This is a genomic window from Halomonas sp. DN3, assembly GCF_024137905.1.
In the GTDB taxonomy this organism is placed as follows: Bacteria; Pseudomonadota; Gammaproteobacteria; order Pseudomonadales; family Halomonadaceae; genus Halomonas; species Halomonas litopenaei.
On sequence record NZ_CP099965.1, the window covers coordinates 239,363 to 261,413 of the forward strand.

20 protein-coding genes and 2 tRNA genes are annotated in these 22,051 nt (G+C 64.4%); 16 read left to right on the plus strand and 6 right to left on the minus strand.

The features are described 5' to 3' along the window. The 3 genes from NKF27_RS01080 to NKF27_RS01090 are packed head-to-tail and all read right to left on the minus strand — an operon-like array spanning position 1 to position 2,943. Positions 1-750: an ABC transporter ATP-binding protein gene (locus NKF27_RS01080; protein ID WP_108131802.1), complete on the minus strand. Its 750-nt coding sequence runs from the start codon at positions 748-750 to the stop codon at positions 1-3. Further along, positions 744-1,814, minus strand: a complete 1,071-nt coding sequence (locus tag NKF27_RS01085; protein ID WP_213227355.1) for an iron ABC transporter permease — start codon at positions 1,812-1,814, stop codon at positions 744-746. The genes NKF27_RS01080 and NKF27_RS01085 overlap by 7 nt, the downstream gene beginning before the upstream one ends. Next, on the minus strand, positions 1,804-2,943 hold the full coding sequence (locus NKF27_RS01090; protein WP_213227354.1) for an ABC transporter substrate-binding protein: 1,140 nt from the start codon (positions 2,941-2,943) through the stop codon (positions 1,804-1,806). The genes NKF27_RS01085 and NKF27_RS01090 overlap by 11 nt, the downstream gene beginning before the upstream one ends. A gap of 143 nt (positions 2,944-3,086) precedes the next feature. Here NKF27_RS01090 and NKF27_RS01095 point away from each other — a divergent pair, with 143 nt between their 5' ends. After that, a complete protein-coding gene (locus tag NKF27_RS01095; RefSeq protein ID WP_045992284.1) occupies positions 3,087-3,359 on the plus strand; it encodes a DUF2218 domain-containing protein in 273 nt (90 codons plus the stop codon). A 22-nt stretch (positions 3,360-3,381) separates the two neighbouring features. Here NKF27_RS01095 and corA read toward each other — a convergent pair whose 3' ends face one another. After that, positions 3,382-4,347, minus strand: a complete 966-nt coding sequence (corA, locus tag NKF27_RS01100; protein WP_108450019.1) for a magnesium/cobalt transporter CorA — start codon at positions 4,345-4,347, stop codon at positions 3,382-3,384. Positions 4,348-4,529: 182 nt separating this feature from the next. Here corA and NKF27_RS01105 point away from each other — a divergent pair, with 182 nt between their 5' ends. From NKF27_RS01105 to NKF27_RS01115, 3 genes are all read left to right on the plus strand, one after another. After that, positions 4,530-5,060, plus strand: a complete 531-nt coding sequence (locus NKF27_RS01105; protein ID WP_253554989.1) for a MarR family winged helix-turn-helix transcriptional regulator — start codon at positions 4,530-4,532, stop codon at positions 5,058-5,060. Next, positions 5,050-5,985, plus strand: a complete 936-nt coding sequence (locus NKF27_RS01110; protein WP_253556393.1) for a DMT family transporter — start codon at positions 5,050-5,052, stop codon at positions 5,983-5,985. The genes NKF27_RS01105 and NKF27_RS01110 overlap by 11 nt, the downstream gene beginning before the upstream one ends. A gap of 141 nt (positions 5,986-6,126) precedes the next feature. Then, complete coding sequence (locus NKF27_RS01115; RefSeq protein WP_108450016.1) at positions 6,127-6,948, plus strand: class I SAM-dependent methyltransferase; 822 nt, start codon at positions 6,127-6,129, stop codon at positions 6,946-6,948. On the opposite strand, the gene NKF27_RS01120 is transcribed toward NKF27_RS01115, so the two are convergent. Then, complete coding sequence (locus tag NKF27_RS01120) at positions 6,949-8,034, minus strand: esterase-like activity of phytase family protein (RefSeq protein WP_253554990.1); 1,086 nt, start codon at positions 8,032-8,034, stop codon at positions 6,949-6,951. It abuts the gene before it with no gap. Between the two features lie 152 nt (positions 8,035-8,186). Between NKF27_RS01120 and dapB the strand changes: the two genes are divergently transcribed. The 4 genes from dapB to greA all read left to right on the plus strand — a co-directional run bounded on the left by dapB (position 8,187) and on the right by greA (position 14,283). Further along, positions 8,187-9,005, plus strand: a complete 819-nt coding sequence (dapB, locus tag NKF27_RS01125) for a 4-hydroxy-tetrahydrodipicolinate reductase (RefSeq protein WP_253554991.1) — start codon at positions 8,187-8,189, stop codon at positions 9,003-9,005. Positions 9,006-9,382: 377 nt separating this feature from the next. Further along, positions 9,383-10,528: a glutamine-hydrolyzing carbamoyl-phosphate synthase small subunit gene (gene carA / locus NKF27_RS01130; RefSeq protein ID WP_253554992.1), complete on the plus strand. Its 1,146-nt coding sequence runs from the start codon at positions 9,383-9,385 to the stop codon at positions 10,526-10,528. 51 nt (positions 10,529-10,579) lie between these two features. Continuing rightward, positions 10,580-13,810, plus strand: coding sequence for a carbamoyl-phosphate synthase large subunit (gene carB / locus NKF27_RS01135; protein ID WP_253554993.1), 3,231 nt, complete (start codon positions 10,580-10,582; stop codon positions 13,808-13,810). Further along, positions 13,807-14,283, plus strand: coding sequence for a transcription elongation factor GreA (gene greA, locus NKF27_RS01140; RefSeq protein ID WP_108131792.1), 477 nt, complete (start codon positions 13,807-13,809; stop codon positions 14,281-14,283). Before carB ends, greA begins: the two co-directional genes overlap by 4 nt. A 113-nt stretch (positions 14,284-14,396) precedes the next feature. Here greA and yhbY read toward each other — a convergent pair whose 3' ends face one another. Then, entirely contained in the window at positions 14,397-14,723 is a 327-nt protein-coding gene (gene yhbY / locus NKF27_RS01145) for a ribosome assembly RNA-binding protein YhbY (protein WP_045992299.1), read from the minus strand. A gap of 282 nt (positions 14,724-15,005) precedes the next feature. Between yhbY and rlmE the strand changes: the two genes are divergently transcribed. From rlmE to NKF27_RS01185, 8 genes are all read left to right on the plus strand, one after another. Then, positions 15,006-15,674 carry a 23S rRNA (uridine(2552)-2'-O)-methyltransferase RlmE gene (gene rlmE / locus NKF27_RS01150; protein WP_253554994.1) on the plus strand — a complete coding sequence of 223 codons (669 nt, stop codon included), beginning with the start codon at positions 15,006-15,008 and terminating at the stop codon, positions 15,672-15,674. Positions 15,675-15,977: 303 nt separating this feature from the next. Then, on the plus strand, positions 15,978-17,969 hold the full coding sequence (gene ftsH / locus NKF27_RS01155) for an ATP-dependent zinc metalloprotease FtsH (protein ID WP_253028441.1): 1,992 nt from the start codon (positions 15,978-15,980) through the stop codon (positions 17,967-17,969). Positions 17,970-18,151: 182 nt separating this feature from the next. Continuing rightward, entirely contained in the window at positions 18,152-18,946 is a 795-nt protein-coding gene (folP, locus tag NKF27_RS01160) for a dihydropteroate synthase (protein WP_108131904.1), read from the plus strand. Beyond that, positions 18,939-20,288, plus strand: coding sequence for a phosphoglucosamine mutase (gene glmM, locus NKF27_RS01165; protein WP_253554995.1), 1,350 nt, complete (start codon positions 18,939-18,941; stop codon positions 20,286-20,288). Before folP ends, glmM begins: the two co-directional genes overlap by 8 nt. A 182-nt stretch (positions 20,289-20,470) precedes the next feature. Continuing rightward, positions 20,471-21,217, plus strand: a complete 747-nt coding sequence (tpiA, locus tag NKF27_RS01170) for a triose-phosphate isomerase (RefSeq protein ID WP_253554997.1) — start codon at positions 20,471-20,473, stop codon at positions 21,215-21,217. A 4-nt stretch (positions 21,218-21,221) separates the two neighbouring features. Further along, entirely contained in the window at positions 21,222-21,656 is a 435-nt protein-coding gene (secG, locus tag NKF27_RS01175; protein WP_045992270.1) for a preprotein translocase subunit SecG, read from the plus strand. Between the two features lie 17 nt (positions 21,657-21,673). Next, positions 21,674-21,760: transfer RNA gene (locus NKF27_RS01180), tRNA-Leu, on the plus strand. Positions 21,761-21,896: 136 nt separating this feature from the next. Then, positions 21,897-21,973: transfer RNA gene (locus NKF27_RS01185), tRNA-Met, on the plus strand. Positions 21,974-22,051 lie beyond the last annotated feature (78 nt).

The following is a 22,051-nucleotide window of genomic DNA, read 5'->3' on the forward strand; positions in this document are numbered from 1 at the left end:
TTAGATGGCGGCCTCGACGATCAGTTGAGGTTGGCCTTTTGAACACGGTTCTATTCGCGCCCTGACGCGATACACCTTTTCGACCAGTTCGCTGGTAACCACGTCCGAAGTCGGGCCACAGGCGACCAGGCGCCCCTGTTCCAGCAGCATCGCCTGATCGGTGAAACGCAGCGCCTGGCCGAGGTCGTGCATCGCCACCAGGATCAGCATGCCGCGTTCTCGGGCCAGACGGCGCAGGATGGTCAGCAGGCCCACCTGACGATGCAGGTCCAGCGCCGAGGTCGGCTCGTCGAGCAGCAGCACTTCGGGCTCCTGAACCAGCGCCTGGGCGGCGTTGACCATCTGCCGCTGACCACCGCTGAGATCGCCGATATCTCGCTCGCCGAGGGCGCTGATGCCTAATTCGTCCAGGGCGCGCTCCACCTGGGTCAGGTCTTCGGGCTGAACCTTCATGCCGCGCCCCTGCATGCGCGCCAGCAGTACCGCTTCGTACACCGTCAGCACTGCGCTGGCGCCATTGTCCTGGGTCATGTAGGCCATCGGGCGTTCTCGACGGGAGCCTTCCAGGCGTATCTCGCCTGGGCCCTTGAGTACGCCGAAGATGCGCCGGAACAGCGTCGACTTGCCCGCCGCATTGGGCCCGAGCAGGGCCACCACCTGGCCGCCGTGGAAGGTGGGCGTGGTGATCTCATCGAGGATCTGGCGCCGGCCGTAGCGGGCGGATAGCTGGTGGAGGCTGAGGCTTACCATGAGGCCTTCTTGTGGTTGAGCACGAGAAACAGGAAAAACGGGATTCCCACCAGCGAGGTGATGATGCCGATCGGGATGATGGTGCCGGGCAGGATGACCTTGGACAGTACCGAGCCGATCGACAGGATCAAGGCGCCACACAGGGCGGAGCCGGGCAGAAAGAAGCGCTGATCCTCGCCCACCAGCAGGCGCGCGATATGCGGCCCGACCAGGCCGATGAAGCCGATGGTGCCGACGAAGGCGACCGACACCGCCGCCAGAAGCGACACCAGCACCAGCACTTCCAGACGCAGGCGACGAGGTCTGATGCCCATGCTTTCCGCCTTGGCGTCGCCCAGGCGCATGGCGGTCAAGGCCCAGCCGTGACGAGCCAGCAGCGGCAGCACCGCGAGCAGTACGCCGAGGGCGATCCACAGCTTGGGCCAGGTGGCCTTGGTCAGGCTGCCCATGGTCCAGAACACCACCGCCGACACCGCCTGCTGGCTGGCGAAGAACTGGATCAGCGCCATCAGCGAGTTGAAGATGAACACCATGGCGATGCCTAGCAGCACGATGGTCTCGATGGTGACGCCGCGCTTGAGGCTAAGGGCATGGATGAAGAAGGCAGTGACCATGGCCATCACGAAGGCGTTGATCGGGATGACGTAATCCAATGCCGCTGGCACGATGGCCACGCCGAAGGCCAGCGCCAGTGCTGCACCGAAGCTGGCTCCCGCGGAGATGCCCAGGGTGAAGGGGCTGGCCAGGGGGTTGCTGAGGATGGTCTGCATCTGAGCCCCTGCGATCGACAGGCTGGCGCCCACCACCAGTGCCATCAGCGCCACTGGCATGCGGATCTGCCACAGGATCACCCGAGCCTGGTCGCTGACCTGGTCGGGGGTGAACAGGGCTGCGACCACCTCACCAAGAGTGAAGCGTGCCGGACCCAGCGCCAGGTCGATGCACAGGCTCAGCGCCAGGGCGGCGACCAGCGCCGCCAGGATCAGCTGGCGGCGCGCGACCAGGGCGCGGTAAGCATGGCGCCCGCCGCTGGTGGGCTCGATGCGTGCGCTGTCACTGGTCATTCAGGGAGATCCAGTAGCCGGGCTCGTAGTCCACCGGGAGAAAGCGCTGGTGGAGTTCCTTGAAGGTGGCCTCGGGGTCGAGCTCGGTGAACAGCTCCGGATGCAGCCACTTGGCCAATTGCTGGACGGCGATGAAGTAGTAGGGGCTGTTGTAGAACTGGTGCCAGATGGCGTGGAACTGGTCGGTTTCTACCGCCGTGATGCCGGTCATGGCGGTGCGCTCGGTCAGCGCCTGGAGCTTGGCTCGGGCGGCATCCATGTCGGCGCCTGGGCCCATGCCGACCCAGTCGCCGCCGGGTACATAGGCGTCCCAATTGCCGCCGGTGACCACGACGTGGTCGGGGTTGGCGGCGATGATCTGCTCCGGGTTCAGGGTACCGAAGGTGTTGGGGATAATGCCGTCGGCGATGTTGCTGCCGCCGGCCAGTTCCACGTACTCGCCGAAGTTGCCTGGGCCGAAGCTCATGCAGCAGTCTTCGGAATAGCCGCCGGCACGATCGATGAACACCCGGGGACGTTCGGGATCGGCCTCTTCGATGACCCTGGTGACCCGCGCGAGCTGCTCCTCGGCGAAGGCGACAAAGGCATCGGCCTGTTGTTGCTTGCCCAGTAGTTCGCCCATCAGGCGCATCGACGGCACCGTGTGCTCCAGCGGGTCCTCGCGAAAGTCCACGTAGACGATCGGGATATCGAGTTCGGCCAGCTTGTCGTCGTAGCCGGCGTCCTCGGTGGCAGCGCGGGCCTCCAGATTCATCAGCACCACGTCTGGCGACAGTGCCGCCGCCTGTTCGACGTCGAAGGTGCCGTCCTTGAAGCCGCCGAAGGTCGGCAGATCCTCGAGCTGCGGGAACTTCTCGGCGTAGCGGGCATAGCTGTCCGGGTCGGCCTGTGAAAAGTCTTCGCGCCAGCCCACCACTCCGGCGAAGGGGTTATCCGGCTGGAGCGCACCGAGCAGATAGATCTGACGGCCTTCGCCGAGGATGACGCGTTCTACCGGCGTGTCGAGGGTGACTTCGCGCCCGGCGACGTCGATGATGGTGGTGGGTTCGGCCAGCGCGTCGCAGGCAACAACAGACAAGGCCGCGGCAAGACAGGCGGGGGTGAGTCGGGTGGAGGCAGGGATGTTCATGGGGCGCTGGTTTCCAGTGAAGTGGCCGGCGGGTGTGGCATGCGTGGGTACGATGAACAGCAACACGCCGTTGCCTGATGCTGAGGATACTTAGGCGATATTATTCTGCGATACATTCGCATTCGCAAAAAACGGTGAAAAGTATGGTGGAATCCCGAGCCTTCGTCGAGACCGCATCAGGACAACGCTTGATCAATCGCCTGTGCAAGCACTGGGCCCACAAGCTCGAGGTGGATGCCGAGAGCGGTCACGTGGTGTTCCCCGGCGGCGAGTGCTGGATGAAGGCGTCCGACTCGCAGCTCAGCGTCGACCTCCAGGCCGAGGACGCCGAGCGGCTGGAGCGCCTCAAGGACGTGGTGGCCAGCCACCTGGAGCGGATGGCGGGCAAGGAGCCGCTCAGCGTCGTCTGGCAGTGAGTTTGGCTGGACGCGATCGGCGCTATAGCCAGCCGGTGCGACGGAAGCGTCGGTAGAGCGCGCCGCAGCACAGGACCATCATTCCCAGCGCCAGCGGATAGCCCAGCCGCCAGTCCAGTTCCGGCATATGGGTGAAGTTCATCCCCCAGATGCCGGCGAGGATGGTCGCCACCGCGAAGATCGCCGCCCAGGAGGCCAGGCGCTTGTGCACCTCGCTCTCGTCGATGGCCACCATCGACAGGTTGACCTGGATGGCGGTAATGATGGTTTCGCGAATGGTGTCGATGGCCGCCTCGATACGATGCAGGTGGTCGTAGACGTCGCGGAAGTAGTCCTGGGTCTCGTAGCACAGCGCCGGGACGCGTCCGCCGAACAGATGGGAGCTGGCTTCGGCCAGTGGGGTCACCGCGTGCTTGACGCACATGGTGCGGCGCTTGAGCTGATACAGCCGCTCCAGGCTGGCGCGGGCGCTGCCGCGCACGAAGATCTGGTCCTCGATGCTTTCCAGTTCGGCCTCGAGTTCTTCGAGTACCGGAAAGTAGCGGTCCACTACGACATCCATCAGCGCATAGAGCACGAAGGCCGGCCCTTGCTTGAGCAGCTCGGGCTCGCGCTCGCAGCGGGCTCGTACATCGGCGAAACCACGCCCGGAGTGCTGACGTACCGACAACACATAGCCGGGGCCGGCAAAGATGGCTAGCTGGCCATGCTGCACCTCGCCCTGGCTGACGCTGATCACCTGGGTGACGACGAACAGAGCGTCGCCGTATTCCTCCACCTTGGGACGCTGTTCTCCGACCAGGGCATCCTCCACGGCCAGTTCATGCAGCTCGAAGATGTCCTGAAAGGTAGAGAGCTCCTCGGCGTCCGGGTCGTGCAGCGCCACCCAGACGAAGCAGTTCGAGCGCGAGCGGTAATCACCGATCTCGCCTCTGTCGATGTTGCAAAGACGCCGTCCTTCTTCATACGCCACGCAGTTGACGATCATCGTTGTCCCCTTGCGGTTGTTATCGTGGTTCTGAGGAAAAGGTAGACGCTACATCGCGGTTGCCGACTGCATGTTGCGCCCAGGCGACCATCGCTGTTCTGCGTTGTGGGCATGAGGGGCTTGGCATTTTGCGTCGGAACAACTATCTTCAATTGAAGATACTTTGTTTGGAGATAGTCGATATGCAGGCCCCGTCCTCCGGCCCGAGCGATGCCATCGATCGACTGATGGCGGAGTGGTGCAGGGTCCTCCCGGATCGTGACCCTGGCGACATGGGCATCTTTACCCGGCTGTATCGAGTGCTGAAGCATGTCGACCGTCGGGTCCAGGCGGTATTCCGGCAGCACGGCTTGAAGGAAGGCGAGTTTGATCTGCTGGCGACCCTCTATCGGCGCGATGTGCACGAGGGGCTGACGCCGAACGCCTTGTGCGAGGCGGTGGTGCTGAGTTCAGGGGCCATGACCCACCGCCTCGATCGGCTCGCCAGTCGTGGCCTGGTGGAGCGTGTTGCCAACCCTGAAGATCGTCGCAGTGTCCTGATTCGTCTCAGTGAGTCGGGAAAGGCCATGATGCCGGCGCTGCTGGACGCCTACCTGGCTGAGCTCGCTTCGATGCGCGCCACCCTGGCGGATGGTGAGGCGGCAGGCCTGGCGGCTGGTCTACGCCAGTTGCTGTTGGCGCTGGAAGGGGAGGTCTGCCGTGATGACGACTGAATGCCGGGTGTCCAGCGATAGCAGTGTGTGGTGGGCCCACGCCGGGATGCTGGTGTGGGCGACGCTGGTGGGGCTGTCCTTTCCGGCGGTGGGGATGTTGAGTGAAGGGCTTCCGCCACTGTCGCTGACCGCACTGCGCTTCGTGATTGCCGCTCTGGCGGTGTTGCCGCTGGTGTGGGGTGCGCCTGGTCTCCGGCCGAGTCTGGCCGGGCTCGGGCTCTACGGGTTGATGGGTCTCTGTCTGGCGAGCTTCTTCGGCACCATGTTCTGGGCGGCGCACCTGACCACGGCGCTGTCCATGGCCACGCTGTTCGTCAGCGTGCCGCTTCTGGCCTACGGCCTGGGCCGGCTGGTGGGGGTCGAGCATCGAGCCCTGGCGCTGCTGGCCCTGTTGGTACTTGGCGCCGTCGGTGCCGTGGGGCTGGCCTGGGCCGAGGCCGGTGGCTCCTTTGCCCGCATGCAGTTCGGCGTGGGCGAAGCCGCCTTCTTCGCTGGTTGCATCGCCTCGGCGATGTATCCGGTGTTGTCCAAATTGGGGTTGGCGAAGGGCTGGCTATCCGAGCACGCGGGGGTGCGTACCCTGTGGAGCCTGGTGATGGGGGCGCTGCTGATCGGGTTTTCGGGTCTGGTCTTCGGGGATCCGGCCGCGCTGGGCTGCATGACGCTGTTCGATCTGGCGGTGGTGGCCTATCTCGGGCTCTTCTCCAGCGGAATGACCTTCTGGCTGCAGCAGCGGGCGACCGCCATCCTGACCCCGGCGGCGGTTACCGCCTACGGCTATCTGGTGCCCTTTGTGTCGATGCTGTTGCTGTTTGCCCAGGCGCCTGAACGCCTTGCACTCGAATGGCTGCCGGGCAGTCTGCTGGTCGTGCTGGCCATCGCGCTGCTGCTGCGGCGGGACGTCAAGCTGCGCAGCCAAGCGTGAGCAGGCGAGTTTTACTCAGACATCTTTGCATCATTGGGCAAAGAGGTGGGCGGTGTACGGATTTGGCCTAGTGCGGTGTGGTGGTGGTTATATGAAGCTGTAAAGGTGGGGCAAAGGCGCATCAATGCCAAGGAGCCCCCCATGCCGTCAGCCAGCCCCCTTCTCGGCGCACAAGCCGTTTCCCCTTGTCAGCAGCCTGGCGACCGCGGCCTTGCCAACGACGTCTTCTCCGAGGCGCTGAGCGAGCGCTACGACCAGCTGGCCCGCGACGAGCGATACGGCACCTTCACCGGTTCCGTTCTTCACTATCTCAATCTGGAAGAAGATCTGGTCGGCAAGCGTCTTCTTGATGTGGGCTGTGGCAACGGAGCGCTGGCGGCCGAGCTCAAAAGCAAGGGTGCGCAAGAGGTGCTGGGTATCGACATCAGCCCATCCCAGGTCGCGCTGGCCAGCCGGCGCCACCAGGCACCGGGCCTCGGCTTTCGGGTCGAGGACGCCTATCGCAAGCTTGTTCTGCCGGAGGCGCCCTTCGATACCCTGGTCAGTGTCTTCGCCTTCCACTTCATCCAGCACCAGGCCATGCTCACCCGTGCCTGCCGAAACCTGTTCGAGGCGCTCAAGCCCGGTGGCCTGCTGGTGTGGCTCGATATCACCCACGACTATGTGCTTGATCCGGCGCGCATGGATCGCCTCGAGGCGTTGACCAGCTATCGCTACGACCCGGGTGTGGCGCCGGGTGAGCGGCCCCGGCCCTGGAGCCTGGTGCCTGGTCAGGTGCGCGCCGGTGACGACGTCTTGCCGGTGGACCACGTGGCGATCCCTGGTCGCACCGTGGTCACAACGCTGCAGTCGGTCGGCTTCTCTCAGGTCAGGCGCGAGCCGCTGCGCTTCACCGATGCTGAGTCGGCCTGGCTGTGGGGCCCCGACGGCTTCAATCACCACCTGTTGGTGGCCCGCCGCTGATCAGCGGGCAGTGACATCACCGGCTATTGGCACGTGCAGATCCAGTGTCGAGAGAGAGCGCGCCTTATCGGGCAGTCGAAAGCAGCCGAGCAGGTTGCGCTGCAGGGCGCTGAAGTTGTCGTCGCTGACCATCAGAAATTCGCCACCGGGCAATTGCGCCAGCCCCTCCATATTGTCGACGCGCCAGCCTTCTCCGGCGGACAGGCTGGCCAGGCGTGTCACCCGTACCCGCGGCGGTGGCAGCAGCTCCACCAGGCTTAAGCTGATGGTCAGCGGACGTGGCGGAGAAAAGGCCCGTTCCAGCGCCAGCAGCCGCGGTGGAGTCTCTATGGCAGTTTTCTCCAGGGCCAGCAGCTCGGTCAGGGCGCTGTCGGCCGGTGAGGCCAGTGGGTAATGCCACCGGCGCGTGTCGGTAGCGTTCTCTGCCAGGCTGAACAGAAGGGTGTGCCTGACGCCGTTTTGCGCGCTCATGCCATCGGGCGGTGACTCCAGACCCGCCACCAGTCCGATGCCCGGCACCCGGGTGAGTGCTTCCAGGCTTTCGTTATCACCGGCGTTGTGGCTGGCCGTGGAGCGCAGTGGTTCGCCTTTTGGCATCCCGTCGAGAGCGAAACGCTGCACGCGATGATCCTGCTCGAAGCCGATCAGTAGTTCGGTGTTGCCGGTGACGCCATCATCGGCGCCCGCCAGCACCAGCGACTCGGCGTCTGCGGCCTTGCCTTCCAGCGGCGTACCGTCCTGCGCCTTCAATCGGTGGCTGGCGAGTGGGCGCAGGTCCACCAGCCGGCCATCTTCAAGTACTGGCCTTGCCTGGTGTACGCGTCCGCGATCGGATACCAGGTGCAGCAGGTTGTCGTCTGTGTCCCAGGCCATGGCCGAGAGACCACCCAGGGGAACGCTGGTATCGTTTTCGGTGGGACGCCACTGGCTCGGTAGTGCCAGGGTGCCGCACATGCTCAGCCCCGGCTGGGCGGGGGCCTCGCCCTGCAAGCTGGTCGGCTTGACCTGGGCGGTGCAGCCGCCAAGCCACAGGGACGCTGCCAGCGTGGTGAGCAGGGGCAATCGGCGCATTTTTCTGAACGGCATGGGGCGGTCCTGTCGGGCGGGAATGTCAGCGTGATGGCCAGGGCGAGGCAAGAGGGAGCGACGTTGGTATACTGCGCCGAATCCCTTTACATTTTGGCGTATCTACGTTGATCCGCCTGTCTGTTCGAACTCTCGTTTCTCCAGGAGATTGCATGAGCCGTACCGCCCCCCGTATCGCCATCGTCGGCGTCGCCGGCCGCATGGGCCGCACCCTGGTCAACGCCGTGATGCAGGACGACGACGCCGTCCTCGCCGGCGGCATCGTCGAGCCGGGCAGTTCGCTGGCTGGCGCCGATCTGGGCGAGCTGGCCGGAGTCGGCCGCCAGGGCGTGGCGGCGGTGGACTCCCTCGAGGCCATCGTCGATGACTTCGACGTGCTGATCGATTTCACCGCGCCCAAGGTGACCCTGGCCAACCTGGCCTTCTGTGCCGAGCATGGCAAGGGCATCGTCATCGGCACCACCGGTCTGTCCGATGACGAGCAGGCCGAGCTCGACGATTATGCCGAGCGAGTGCCCACGGTGTTTGCGCCCAACATGAGCGTCGGCGTCAATCTGACCCTGAAGCTTCTGGAGACTGCAGCGAAGGCGCTGGGCGACGAGGGCTATGATATCGAGGTCATCGAGTCCCACCATCGTCATAAGGTCGATGCGCCGTCCGGTACCGCCCTGCGCATGGGCGAGGTGGTCGCAGGGGCGCTGGATCGCAACCTCAAGGAGCACGGGGTGTTCGAGCGGGTAGGCCAGTGCGGTCCTCGCGATCCCAAGGAGATCGGCTTCGCCACGGTGCGTGCCGGCGATATCGTCGGGGAGCACACCGTGATGTTCGCTACCGAAGGCGAGCGCATCGAGATCACCCACAAGGCGTCCAGCCGCATGACCTTCGCCCGGGGCGCGGTGCGCGCTGCGCGCTGGGTCGCCGAGCGTGAGGCGGGACGCTACGGGATGTCCGATGTGCTGGGCCTGGACTGAGGTTTGTAGGCCTCGGGCAGCGTCGGGGTGCGGTGTTGCCCATGGCAAAGTGCTTGCTCCGGGGTAGTCAGCCCGACCCAGATGCTGTAACATTCCAAAAATTTTGGCCGGGCCGGGCATGAAAGTGTCGCCTCGAGAGCGTTCAGTACGTCTCTCGCAGCATAGGTGCCGGCTCTGCATTCCGAGCGAATGACAACAAGCGGGATGAAACCGGTCAAACACCGGGTTTCGTCCCGCTTTTTTACGGCCCGGCTCCTTGTGTGCGTGACGCACGATGGGCCGGGCCGGTGCCGAATGGCCTGGCGACAGGTCGCCGACGCCGGCAGGCGTATGGCGGCGGTCGTAGATACCTTGACGAGCTTTGGGAGGACGTAGCGTTGAACAAACCCGCAATCTTGGCCCTGGAAGATGGCAGCGTATTCCACGGCACGGCCATTGGCGCTGATGGGCAGACCAGTGGTGAGGTGGTGTTCAATACGGCCATGACCGGCTATCAGGAAATACTGACCGACCCCTCTTATTCCCGACAGATCGTCACCCTCACCTATCCCCATATCGGCAATACCGGCATCAATCCCGAGGACATCGAGTCTTCAAGCATCGCCGCCGCGGGCCTCGTCATCCGCGATCTGCCGCTCGTCGCCAGCAACTTCCGATCTACCCAGAGCCTCTCGGACTATCTCGCCAGCCAGAACGTGGTGGGCATCGCCGACATCGATACCCGCCGGCTGACCCGTATCCTGCGTGACAAGGGCGCCCAGAACGGTGCCATCGTGGCAGGCGACGAGGCCCAGGGTGACGACGCCGAAGCGCGCGCCCTGGAGGCCGCCCGCGCCTTCCCGGGGCTCAAGGGCATGGACCTGGCCAAGGTGGTGTCCTGCAGCGAGCGCTACGTCTGGAACGAGGGCGAGTGGGCGCTGGGCAAGGGCTACGCCGACACCGAAGGCGCCGAGCGACCCTTCCACGTGGTGGCCTACGACTACGGCGTCAAGTTCAACATCCTGCGCATGCTGGCGAGTCGCGGCTGCAAGCTGACCGTGGTGCCGGCCCAGACCCCGGCGTCCGAGGTGCTGGCGCTCGACCCTGACGGCGTCTTCCTGTCCAACGGCCCCGGCGACCCCGAGCCGTGTGACTACGCCATCGACGCCATTCGCGAGATCCTCGAGACCGAAGTGCCGGTGTTCGGCATCTGCCTGGGCCACCAGTTGCTGGCGCTGGCCAGCGGTGCCACCACGGTCAAGATGAATCACGGCCACCACGGCGCCAACCATCCGGTGCAGGATCTGGATAGCGGCCACGTGATGATCACCAGCCAGAACCACGGCTTTGCCGCCGACGAGACCACGCTGCCGGATAACCTGCGCGCCACCCACCGCTCGCTGTTCGACGGCACCCTGCAGGGGATCGAGCGTACCGACCGTCCGGCGTTCAGCTTCCAGGGCCACCCCGAAGCGAGCCCCGGCCCCCGCGATGTGGCGCCGCTGTTCGACCGCTTCATCGACATGATGCGCAGCCGTCGCTAAGGCGCCGACACAGACTCCGGTTCATCGTCCAATTTTCTTGCGGGAAGCACCATGCCCAAGCGTACAGACCTGAAAAGCATCCTTATCATCGGCGCTGGCCCCATCGTCATCGGCCAGGCCTGCGAGTTCGACTATTCCGGCGCCCAGGCCTGCAAGGCGCTGCGCGAAGAGGGTTTTCGCGTCATCCTGGTCAACTCCAACCCGGCCACCATCATGACCGATCCGGCCATGGCGGATGCCACCTACATCGAGCCGATCACCTGGCAGGCGGTGGAGAAGATCATCGAGGCCGAGCGTCCCGACGCCGTATTGCCGACCATGGGAGGCCAGACCGCGCTGAACTGCGCGCTGGATCTCGATCGCCACGGCGTACTGGAGAAGTACGGCGTGGAGATGATCGGTGCCAACGCCGACACCATCGACAAGGCCGAGGATCGCGATCGCTTCGACAAGGCGATGAAGAACATCGGCCTCGAGTGCCCCAAGGCCAAGGTCGCCCACAGCATGGATGAGGCCTGGGAGATCCAGGGAGAGCTGGGCTTCCCGGTGATCATCCGGCCGTCCTTCACCATGGGTGGCTCCGGTGGCGGCGTGGCCTACAACAAGGAAGAGTTCAAGGAGATCTGTGGGCGCGGCTTCGAGCTTTCGCCGACCCACGAGCTGCTGATCGACGAGTCGTTGCTGGGCTGGAAGGAATACGAGATGGAGGTCGTTCGTGACAAGAACGACAACTGCATCATCGTCTGTGCCATCGAGAACTTCGACCCCATGGGCGTGCACACCGGTGATTCCATCACCGTGGCGCCGGCCCAGACGCTGACCGACAAGGAATACCAGATCATGCGCGACGCATCCCTTGCGGTGCTGCGCGAGATCGGTGTCGAGACCGGCGGCTCCAACGTCCAGTTCGGCGTGGACCCCGAGACCGGCCGCATGGTGGTCATCGAGATGAACCCGCGGGTGTCGCGTTCCTCCGCCCTGGCCTCCAAGGCCACTGGCTTTCCGATCGCCAAGATCGCCGCCAAGCTGGCGGTGGGCTACACCCTGGACGAGCTGCAGAACGACATCACCGGCGGTCGCACCCCGGCGTCCTTTGAGCCGTCCATCGACTACGTCGTCACCAAGATTCCGCGCTTCACCTTTGAGAAGTTCCCCCAGGCCAACGACCGTCTGACCACCCAGATGAAGTCGGTGGGCGAGGTCATGGCGATCGGCCGTACCTTCCAGGAGTCGCTGCAGAAGGCGCTGCGTGGCATGGAGACCGGCAACGACGGTCTCGATCCCATCGTCACCGAGTTCAGCGCCGAGAACATGGCGCTGATCAAGGGCGAGTTGCAGGCCGCCGGCGCCGAGCGCATCTTCTTCATCGCCGATGCCATGCGCTCCGGCATGTCGGTGGAAGAAGTGTTCGAGCTGACCAACATCGACCCCTGGTTCCTGGTCCAGCTCGAGGATCTGGTCAAGATCGAGCAGGATCTGTCCAGCCGTCCGCTGTCGTCGCTGGACGCGCGCGAACTCTATCGTCTCAAGCGCAAGGGCTTTGGCGATGCTCGCCTGGCCAAGGTGCTGGGCGTGTCCGAGGACGATGTGCGCAGGGCGCGCCATGACGCCGGTATCCGTCCGGTCTACAAGCGCGTCGACACCTGCGCCGCCGAGTTCGCCTCCGACACCGCCTACATGTACTCCACCTACGAGGAGGAGTGCGAGGCCGAGGTCAGCGATCGTAAGAAGATCATGGTGCTGGGCGGTGGCCCCAACCGTATCGGTCAGGGCATCGAGTTCGACTACTGCTGCGTCCACGCCGCCTTCGCCATGCGCGACGACGGCTACGAGACCATCATGGTCAACTGCAACCCGGAGACCGTGTCCACCGACTACGACACCTCCGATCGTCTGTACTTCGAGCCGGTGACCCTGGAGGACGTGCTCGAGATCGCCGACAAGGAGAAGCCGGTCGGGGTGATCGTGCAGTTCGGCGGTCAGACGCCGCTGAAGCTTGCACGTGCGCTCGAGGCCGCCGGTGTGCCGATCATCGGTACCACCCCGGACGCCATCGACCGCGCCGAGGATCGCGAGCGCTTCCAGCAGATGATCGACAAGCTGGGCCTCAAGCAGCCGCCCAACGCCACCGCCAGAAGCTTTGACGAGGCCTTCAGCAAGGCCGAGGCGATCGGCTACCCGCTGGTGGTGCGCCCGAGCTACGTGCTCGGTGGGCGCGCCATGGAAATCGTCTATGACGCCAGCGAGCTGGAGAACTACATGACCCACGCGGTCAAGGTCTCCAACGACTCGCCGGTGCTGCTCGATCACTTCCTGAGCGCCGCTATCGAGATCGACATCGACGCGGTGTCCGACGGTGAGCAGGTGGTGATCGGCGGTATCATGCAGCACGTCGAACAGGCTGGTGTGCACTCAGGCGACTCCGCCTGTGCGCTGCCGCCGTACTCGCTGCCGGCGGAAGTGCAGGACGAGATGCGCGAGCAGGTCAAGCGCATGGCCGTGGAGCTTGGCGTGAAGGGCCTGATGAACGTCCAGCTGGCCTGGCAGGACGGCGAGATCTACGTCATCGAGGTCAACCCGCGCGCCTCGCGCACCGTGCCCTTCGTGTCCAAGTGCATCGGTACCTCGCTGGCCCAGGTGGCGGCCCGTTGCATGGCCGGCGTCAGCCTCAAGGAGCAGGGCTTCGAGCGCGAGATCGTGCCGCACTTCTACAGCGTCAAGGAAGCGGTGTTCCCGTTCAACAAGTTCCCTGGCGTCGATCCGATCCTGTCGCCGGAGATGAAGTCCACCGGCGAGGTGATGGGGTCCGGCGACACCTTCGCCGAGGCCTTCTACAAGGCTCAGCTCGGTGCAGGTGAGGCGATTCCGGCGCTGACCGGCGATCGCAAGGCGTTCCTGTCGGTTCGCGAACCGGACAAGGCGGGTGTTATCGAAGTGGCGCGTTCTCTGGTAACATTGGGCTTCACACTCTGTGCGACCCGAGGAACGGCGGCAGCCCTTGAACAGGCTGGTCTGCCCGTCGAGGTCGTCAACAAGGTTTACGAAGGCCGGCCACACATCGTCGATTCCATCAAGAACGACGAGATCGCCTATATCGTCAATACCACCGAGGGCCGCCAGGCCATCAATGACTCCTCGGTGATCCGCCGCACCGCACTCGCCCGCAAGGTTCCCTATGCCACGACGCTGGCAGGGGCCAGTGCCGTTTGTTTGGCGCTCGAGTACGGCAATGCCGTGACCGTGCGGCGGCTACAGGAACTGCATGCAGGAGCGAATACATGAACAAGGTCCCGATGACCGTCGCCGGTGAGCAACGCCTGCGTGAAGAGCTCGAACAGCTCAAGAGCGAGGCTCGCCCGACAGTGATCGCTGCCATCGCCGAAGCGCGTGAGCACGGCGACCTCAAGGAGAACGCCGAGTACCACGCCGCGCGCGAGCAGCAGGGCTTCATCGAGGGGCGTATCCAGGAGATCGAGGGCAAGCTGTCCAACGCCCAGGTCATCGACGTCACCAAGCTGCCCAAGACTGGCAAGGTGATCTTCGGCGTGACCGTCGAGCTTCTGAATCTGGATACCGACGAAGAGGTGACCTACCGCATCGTCGGTGAGGACGAGGCCGACATCAAGCAGCGTCGCATCTCGGTCACCTCGCCCATCGCCCGTGCCTTGATCGGCAAGGAAGAGGGTGAGGTCGTGCTGGTCCGCACCCCCGGTGGTGAGGTCGAGTACGAGATCACCGGCGTCGAGCACATCTAGACCCGGATCCTTCGATCCAGACGACACCGCCCCGCCAGGATTCCTGGCGGGGCGGTGTCTCTTCTGGCGACAGGCTCGTCGGCGCCCGGTGGCGGCGCAGCGACGCCGGTGCGTCAGTGGCGGCCGTGGTGGTTCTCGAAGCGCGTGATGTTGGACAGCTTCGGGTTGGCCTTGGGGTTCTTGCGGTACAGCAGGGCCACCTTGCCGATCTTCTGGATCAGCTCGGAGCGGCTCTGGGCGACGAGTTCGTCGAGCACTGCGGTGCGGTCGTCGCGGTCGGGGATCGCGAGCTTCACCTTGACCAGTTCGTGGTCGTTCAGGGCTCGTTCGAGCTCGGCCAGCATGCCTTCGGAAATACCGTTCTCCGAGGCCGTCACCACCGGGTCGAGGTGGTGGCCGATGCTGCGCATTGCTTTCTTTTGTGCCTGTGACAAGCTCATGGTATCTTGCTTCATTCCGTTTTGGCCGTAGGGCGCGTGACAGCACATGGTACGGGGATTCCCCGTGCGGTGAAAGCGCTTGTGCATGACAATCTCCAGGCAGCCGTTCGCCGGCGGTGGCAAAGCCGCTCGATGCGTCGTGCAGCCCACCTCTCGGTTCCTGCGGCGAGCCTCCCCGCCACGCGGTTCGGCTCCGGCGGCCATGCCGGGTATCCGCAGTAAATGCACTTCGAGCGACGCCCTTCCGGCAATTGTTCAGGAAATCTTCTTTCAGGTGGCTCAGTGGCAGCATCCCGTCCCCCCTCCGGTAAAAAACCCTCATCCGGCAAGAGCAGCGCGAGCAAGACCAGCGCCAGCTGGTTGAAGGAACACTTCGATGATCGCTACGTTCAGCAGAGCTGGCAGGACGGCTACCGTTCCCGGGCCAGCTATAAGCTGGTGGAGCTGGACGACAAGGACAAGCTGTTCAAGCCGGGCATGACCGTCATCGATCTGGGTGCGGCGCCGGGCGGCTGGAGCCAGATCGCCGCAGAGCGTGTCGGTGACGCCGGCGTGGTCATCGCCTCGGACATCCTCGAGATGGACGCCCTGGCCGGGGTCGACTTCGTACAGGGTGACTTTACCGAGGAAAGCGTGCTGGACGAGGTGCTGGCAAGGCTCGGTGATCGCCCGGTGGACCTTGTGATGTCGGACATGGCCCCCAATATGAGTGGTATGGCGGCCATCGATCAGCCTCAGGCAATGTACCTGGTGGAGCTGGCGCTCGACCTGGCTCGCCAGACGCTGCGTCCCGGGGGTACCTTCCTGGCCAAGGTGTTCCAGGGCGAAGGCTTCGACGAATATCTCAAGGAGCTGCGCGGCGCCTTTCAAAAGGTGGTGACGCGCAAGCCGGGGGCATCGCGGGCACGCTCCCGCGAGGTCTACCTGCTGGCCCAGGGATTCAAGGGCTGAGCATCGGCGCCGGTCGACGTCTGATAGACCGCGCCTACCGGAGCGATACCGGCAAAAGTGGCCTGGCTGTGCCAGTCTTGAGGCATGGTACAGGCAGGAAAGGACACATGATGGCGTGCGATGGCCTGCTAGGCAGTCATCGCATCGACATTTTTTCGGCATTTTCCGAGGGTGAGTCCCGGCGGAAGGGGCGCTTGCGCCGCTTCGTTGGATCCGATCAGGCTGGCTGAACCAGGCCGGGTCATGTAGTGTCGAACCCTTAGGCACCTAGGCCGACAGATTCTTGCAATTGAGGGTGGTCCCTTGAACGACATGGCGAAGAACCTGATTCTGTGGTTGGTCATCGCGGCGGTGCTGCTGACGGTGTTCAACAACTTCAGCGTCGAGAACGCACCCAACCAGATGAACTACTCCCAGTTCGTCGAACAGGTGCAAAACGAGCAGGTACGCAGTGTAACCATCGACGGTTACACGATCAGCGGTGAGCGCAACGATGGCTCCAGCTTCCAGACCATCCGCCCCTCGGCGGAGGACCCGAAGCTGATGGACGATCTGTTGTCCAACAATGTCACCGTGGTGGGCAAGAAGCCGGAACAGCAGAGTCTGTGGACGCGACTATTGATCGCGAGTTTCCCGATTCTGCTGATCCTGGCCATCTTCATGTTCTTCATGCGCCAGATGCAGGGCGGTGGTGCCGGCAAGGGCGGCCCCATGAGCTTCGGCAAGTCCAAGGCCAAACTGCTGTCCCAGGATCAGATCAAGACCACCTTTGCCGACGTGGCGGGGTGTGACGAGGCCAAGGAGGAAGTCGAGGAGCTGGTCGACTTCCTGCGTGATCCGACCAAGTTCCAGCGGCTGGGTGGCACCATCCCCCGCGGTGTCTTGATGGTCGGGCCTCCCGGTACCGGCAAGACCCTGCTGGCGAAGTCCATCGCCGGCGAGGCCAAGGTGCCGTTCTTCTCGATCTCAGGCTCTGACTTCGTCGAGATGTTCGTCGGTGTGGGTGCTTCCCGTGTGCGCGACATGTTCGAGCAGGCCAAGAAGCAGGCACCCTGCATCATCTTCATCGACGAGATCGACGCCGTGGGTCGTTCGCGCGGCGCCGGCATGGGCGGCGGCAACGACGAGCGCGAGCAGACGTTGAACCAGCTGCTGGTCGAGATGGACGGCTTCGAGGCCAATGAAGGCATCATCGTCATCGCCGCCACCAACCGTCCCGACGTGCTTGACCCTGCGCTGCTGCGCCCGGGCCGCTTCGACCGTCAGGTGGTGGTGCCGCTTCCCGATATCCGTGGTCGCGAGCATATCCTCAACGTGCACCTGCGCAAGGTGCCGCTGGCCGATGACGTCAAGCCGACCTTCATCGCCCGTGGTACCCCTGGCTTCTCCGGTGCCGACCTGGCCAACCTGGTCAACGAGGCCGCGCTGTTCGCCGCTCGTCGCAACAAGCGCCTGGTGGGCATGGAAGAGCTTGAGCTGGCCAAGGACAAGATCATGATGGGGGCCGAGCGCCGCTCCATGGTCATGACCGAGAAGGAAAAGCTCAACACCGCTTACCACGAGTCGGGCCACGCCATCATCGGTCTGGTGATGCCGGAGCATGACCCGGTCTACAAGGTGACCATCATTCCGCGTGGCCGCGCCCTGGGTGTGACCATGTTCTTGCCGGAGCAGGATCGTTACAGCCTGTCGCGCCAGCAGATCATCAGTCAGATCTGTTCGCTGTTCGGCGGCCGCATCGCCGAGGAGATGACGCTGGGGCCGAACGGTGTCACCACCGGCGCCTCCAACGACATCAAGCGAGCCACCGAGCTTGCCCACAACATGGTGGCGAAGTGGGGCCTGTCCGAGGAGATGGGGCCGATCATGTACGACGAGGACGAGTCTCACCAGTTCCTCGGCGGCCCGGGTCAGGGCGGTGGCAAGCTGAAGTCGGGCGAAACCACCTCGCGTCTGGACAAGGAAGTGCGCAAGATCATCGACGGCTGCTACGAGCAGGCGCGTCAGATCCTCGAGGACAATCGCGACAAGCTCGACGCCATGGCCGAAGCGCTGATGCATTACGAGACCATCGATGCGGATCAGCTCAAGGACATCATGGAAGGGCGTGACCCGCGTCCGCCCAAGGACTGGGATGAGCCCGGTTCCGGCGGTGGTTCCCCGGTCACCGGTGATCCCGAGCCGTCGAAGGAGCCGGAGTCCAGCGCCGACACCAGCGACGGGGACGAGGAAGAGGATGACAAAGGCTCCGGCCGTCGCCCCTCCGACCCCCTTGGCGGCCCCGCCGGTAGCTGACGGCCCGCCCGCTCACAGAGGCGCCCCGCGGGGCGCCTCTGGCGTTGCATGACCCGCCTCTCGCATTAGTATTCTTTGGTGAATACCCAGATTTTCCCAGGACATCCTCTTCGATGGACGCTCGTTACCCCGCTGTACTGCCCTGTGGTCGACACCGCCTCGATCTGACCTTTCCCCGCATCATGGGGATCCTCAACGTCACTCCCGATTCCTTTTCCGACGGTGGCCATCACGTGGTCATCGACGACGCCCTGCGCCATGCCGAACAGATGCTCGCCGAGGGTGCCGCCATCATCGACGTGGGCGGCGAGTCCACGCGACCCGGTGCGACGCCGGTCACCGCGCAGCAGGAGCTCGACCGGGTGATCCCGGTGGTCGAGGCGCTGGTGCGGGAGCTGGATGCCCTGGTGTCGGTGGATACCTCGACGCCGGAGGTCATGCGCGAGAGCGCCCAGGCCGGGGCTGGCATGATCAATGATGTACGCAACCTGCGTCGTGAGGGCGCCGTCGCGGCGGCGACCGGTACCGGGCTGCCGGTGGTGCTGATGCACATGCTCGGCGAGCCGGGCGACATGCAGGATGCGCCCCGCTATGACAGGCCGGTGGAGGAAGAGGTCGCAGACTTTCTCGAAAGGCGCATCGCCGAGTGCGAGGCCGCCGGTCTCAAGCGAGAACGCCTGTTGCTTGATCCAGGTTTTGGTTTCGCCAAGACCGTGGAGCATAATCTTCGCCTGTTGCATCGCCTGGAGCGCCTGGAAGCCCTGGGGCTTCCGCTGCTGGTCGGGATGTCGCGCAAGAGCATGATCGGCAAGGTGCTCGACCGTGCGGTCGAGGAGCGCCTGTCGGGTGGTCTGGCCTTGTCGGCACTGGCGGTGGAGCGAGGCGCACGGATACTACGCGTTCACGATGTGGGGCCCCATGTGGACGCGGTGAACATGACCTGGGCCGTTCTCGAGGAAGGAGAACACCATGGCTAGACGCTATTTTGGCACGGATGGCATTCGCGGTACCGTCGGTCAGGCGCCGATCACGCCGGACTTCATGCTTAAGCTGGGCTGGGCTACCGGCCGCGTGCTCGAGCCACGCCGTCAGCGGGCGCGGGTACTGATCGGCAAGGACACCCGTATCTCCGGCTACATGTTCGAGTCGGCCCTCGAGGCGGGGCTGTCGGCGGCGGGCGTTGACGTGATGCTGCTCGGCCCGATGCCGACGCCGGGTATCGCCTACCTGACGCGGACCTTTCGCGCCGATGCGGGCATCGTCATCTCCGCTTCCCACAACGCCTACCAGGACAACGGCATCAAGTTCTTCTCGGCCGAGGGTGCCAAGCTGGGCGATGAGATCGAGGAGCGTATCGAGCGCGCACTGAATGAGACCCTGACCACGGTGTCGCCGGGGGAGCTGGGCAAGGCCAGTCGGGTCGACGACGCCGCCGGGCGCTATATCGAGTTCTGCAAGTCGACGATCCCCGATCGGGTCAACCTGCACGGTCTGCGTATCGTGCTGGACTGCGCCCATGGCGCGACGTATCACATCGCGCCGGCGGTGTTCAAGGAACTCGGAGCCAAGGTCAGCCTGATCGGCGCCGAGCCCGACGGCCTCAATATCAACCAGGAGGTGGGCTCGACCCATCCGGCGGCGCTGCGCGCGGCGGTGATCCAGCAAGGCGCCGATCTGGGCATCGCCTTCGATGGTGACGGCGATCGCGTGCTGATGGTGGACGCCGACGGTCACGAGATCGACGGTGACGACATGCTCTACCTGATCGCCAAGGACCGTCACGAGCGTGGCGAGCTGGGTGGTGGTGTGGTCGGTACCCTGATGAGCAACTTCGGCCTGGCCGCGGCGCTGGAGTCCATGGGCGTACCCTTCGAGCGTGCCAAGGTCGGCGATCGCTACGTGATGGAGCGCCTGGCCGCCAACGACTGGCAGCTGGGCGGCGAGTCCTCGGGGCATATCGTCTGTCGCCATGTGCAGACCACCGGCGACGGTATCGTCTCGGCGCTGCAGGTGCTGTCCTACATGGTGCGTGAGGAAAAGCCGCTGTCACGTCTGCTGCACGGCTTCGAGAAGGCGCCTCAGTCGCTGGTCAACGTGCGCCTGTCGGCGGGCGTCGACGCCAAGGCGGTGATGGCCGACCCGAGTCTCGAACAGGCCACGCGTGCGGTCGAGGCCGAGCTTGGCGATGAGGGCCGCGTGCTGCTGCGCCCTTCGGGTACCGAGCCGCTGATTCGCGTCATGGTCGAGGGACGCCCTCATCTGGATGTCGAAGGGCTGGCCAGGCGTTTGGCCGATGACGTGCGTGAGCTGGTCGGCTGAACCCTGATCTCGCCGCCCGGTTTCGCGGTGCCATGACGCGAGGCCTGGTGGACCCTGATGCCGGCGAGAGCGTCTTGTCGGCTTGCTCCAGCGCGGGACCGAAGGCTTCGATCCCGCGGCAAATCTTGTCTTGACAGGGCCGCTCCTATACCATTTCGGCCCACCTTGAAAGAGGATGTTCCATGCGTGCACCGCTGATCGCCGGCAACTGGAAGATGAATGGCTCGCTGAGCCTGATCGATACCTTCGCCGAGGCGCTGTCCGGCGCCGAATTGCCGCAGGCGGTGACGCTGGCCCTGGCGGTTCCCTTTCCCTATGTCGGGGTGGCCAGGGAACGGTTGCCGCAGAGCGTCAGGCTGGCCGGCCAGACCCTGAGCGACCAGTCGAGCGGAGCCTTCACCGGCGAAGTGAGCGGCGCCATGCTTGCAGACGTCGGCGCCGACATGGTGCTGGTCGGACACTCCGAGCGGCGTACCCTGTTCGGAGAGGACGACGCGGCGGTGCTGGCACGGGTGCAGGCCGCGCTGGGTCAGGGGCTGACGCCGGTGCTGTGCCTGGGGGAAACCCTGGAAGAGCGCGACGCCGAGCGTACCGAGGCGGTGGTGCTCGGTCAGCTCGAGGCGGTGATGGAAGCCCTCGACGGTGACGAGCGCGCGCGCCTGGTATTGGCCTACGAGCCGGTCTGGGCGATCGGCACCGGTCGTACCGCAACGCCTGAACAGGCGCAGCAGGTGCATGCGGCGATTCGTGCACGACTCGAACGTTACGATGGCGCCCTGGCGGCGTCCATGCAGGTTCTCTACGGCGGCAGCATGAAGCCCGACAACGCGGCGGAATTGCTGGCCCAACCGGACATCGACGGCGGCCTGATCGGCGGAGCATCGCTGAAGGTCGACGATTTTCTAGCCATTTGTCAGTCAGCAGGTTGAATCCATGCAAGTTGCCATTCTCATGATCCATGTGGCGATCGCCATCGCCCTGGTCGTTCTTATCCTGCTGCAGCAGGGCAAGGGCGCAGATGCCGGCGCCTCCTTCGGTGGCGGTGCCTCCCAGACCGTCTTCGGTTCCCGTGGCAGCGGCAGTTTCCTGTCCAAGGCGACCGGGGCGCTGGCGGCGTGTTTCTTCGCCACTTCCCTGACCCTGGCCTACTTCGCCTCCGAAGCGGGCAATTCCGCGCCAGAGGCGGGTATTCCCGACGCCGAGGTGATCGAGCAGCAGAACAGCGCGCCGACCCTGGATGACGAAAGCACCCAGAACAGTGCGCCTGCGCTTGAGGAAGAAAGTCAGGAAAATTCTGCGCCTACGCTTGACGAAGGTTCAAGCGACGTGGATAATGCAGCGCCAGTGCTGGAGGACAGCCAAGGCTGATCTCCGGAACTCCCCTAGCCGAAGTGGTGGAATTGGTAGACACGCTATCTTGAGGGGGTAGTGACCTTACGGTCGTGCGGGTTCAAGTCCCGCCTTCGGCACCATCCTCGTCTTCTGCAATGACGGCTTGGATGACAAGCTCTCCCGGTGATGACCGGTGATCTTCTCTCAGGGTTGGCGGTTCGGTGAAATGCCTTGACGCCCTGGTCAAGGCGCAGTATACTCACCGGCCTAGATTGATGCGGGGTGGAGCAGTCTGGTAGCTCGTCGGGCTCATAACCCGAAGGTCATCGGTTCAAATCCGGTCCCCGCTACCATCTTCTTGGCAGGCATGCAGGTATCCTCAAGGGGCATGCGAACTTCTGCCAGATGGTGACAGGTTTCTTGGAAAAAGC

What these genes read in the sequence shown, in the direction of transcription:
- NKF27_RS01080 (WP_108131802.1), bottom strand. Translation starts at nt 750, where the DNA reads ATGGTAAGCCTCAGCCTCCACCAGCTATCCGCCCGCTACGGCCGGCGC.
- NKF27_RS01085 (WP_213227355.1), bottom strand. Translation starts at nt 1,814, where the DNA reads ATGACCAGTGACAGCGCACGCATCGAGCCCACCAGCGGCGGGCGCCAT.
- NKF27_RS01090 (WP_213227354.1), bottom strand. Translation starts at nt 2,943, where the DNA reads ATGAACATCCCTGCCTCCACCCGACTCACCCCCGCCTGTCTTGCCGCG.
- NKF27_RS01095 (WP_045992284.1), top strand. Translation starts at nt 3,087, where the DNA reads ATGGTGGAATCCCGAGCCTTCGTCGAGACCGCATCAGGACAACGCTTG.
- corA (WP_108450019.1), bottom strand. Translation starts at nt 4,347, where the DNA reads ATGATCGTCAACTGCGTGGCGTATGAAGAAGGACGGCGTCTTTGCAAC.
- NKF27_RS01105 (WP_253554989.1), top strand. Translation starts at nt 4,530, where the DNA reads ATGCAGGCCCCGTCCTCCGGCCCGAGCGATGCCATCGATCGACTGATG.
- NKF27_RS01110 (WP_253556393.1), top strand. Translation starts at nt 5,050, where the DNA reads ATGACGACTGAATGCCGGGTGTCCAGCGATAGCAGTGTGTGGTGGGCC.
- NKF27_RS01115 (WP_108450016.1), top strand. Translation starts at nt 6,127, where the DNA reads ATGCCGTCAGCCAGCCCCCTTCTCGGCGCACAAGCCGTTTCCCCTTGT.
- NKF27_RS01120 (WP_253554990.1), bottom strand. Translation starts at nt 8,034, where the DNA reads ATGCCGTTCAGAAAAATGCGCCGATTGCCCCTGCTCACCACGCTGGCA.
- dapB (WP_253554991.1), top strand. Translation starts at nt 8,187, where the DNA reads ATGAGCCGTACCGCCCCCCGTATCGCCATCGTCGGCGTCGCCGGCCGC.
- carB (WP_253554993.1), top strand. Translation starts at nt 10,580, where the DNA reads ATGCCCAAGCGTACAGACCTGAAAAGCATCCTTATCATCGGCGCTGGC.
- greA (WP_108131792.1), top strand. Translation starts at nt 13,807, where the DNA reads ATGAACAAGGTCCCGATGACCGTCGCCGGTGAGCAACGCCTGCGTGAA.
- yhbY (WP_045992299.1), bottom strand. Translation starts at nt 14,723, where the DNA reads ATGAGCTTGTCACAGGCACAAAAGAAAGCAATGCGCAGCATCGGCCAC.
- folP (WP_108131904.1), top strand. Translation starts at nt 18,152, where the DNA reads ATGGGGATCCTCAACGTCACTCCCGATTCCTTTTCCGACGGTGGCCAT.
- glmM (WP_253554995.1), top strand. Translation starts at nt 18,939, where the DNA reads ATGGCTAGACGCTATTTTGGCACGGATGGCATTCGCGGTACCGTCGGT.
- tpiA (WP_253554997.1), top strand. Translation starts at nt 20,471, where the DNA reads ATGCGTGCACCGCTGATCGCCGGCAACTGGAAGATGAATGGCTCGCTG.
- secG (WP_045992270.1), top strand. Translation starts at nt 21,222, where the DNA reads ATGCAAGTTGCCATTCTCATGATCCATGTGGCGATCGCCATCGCCCTG.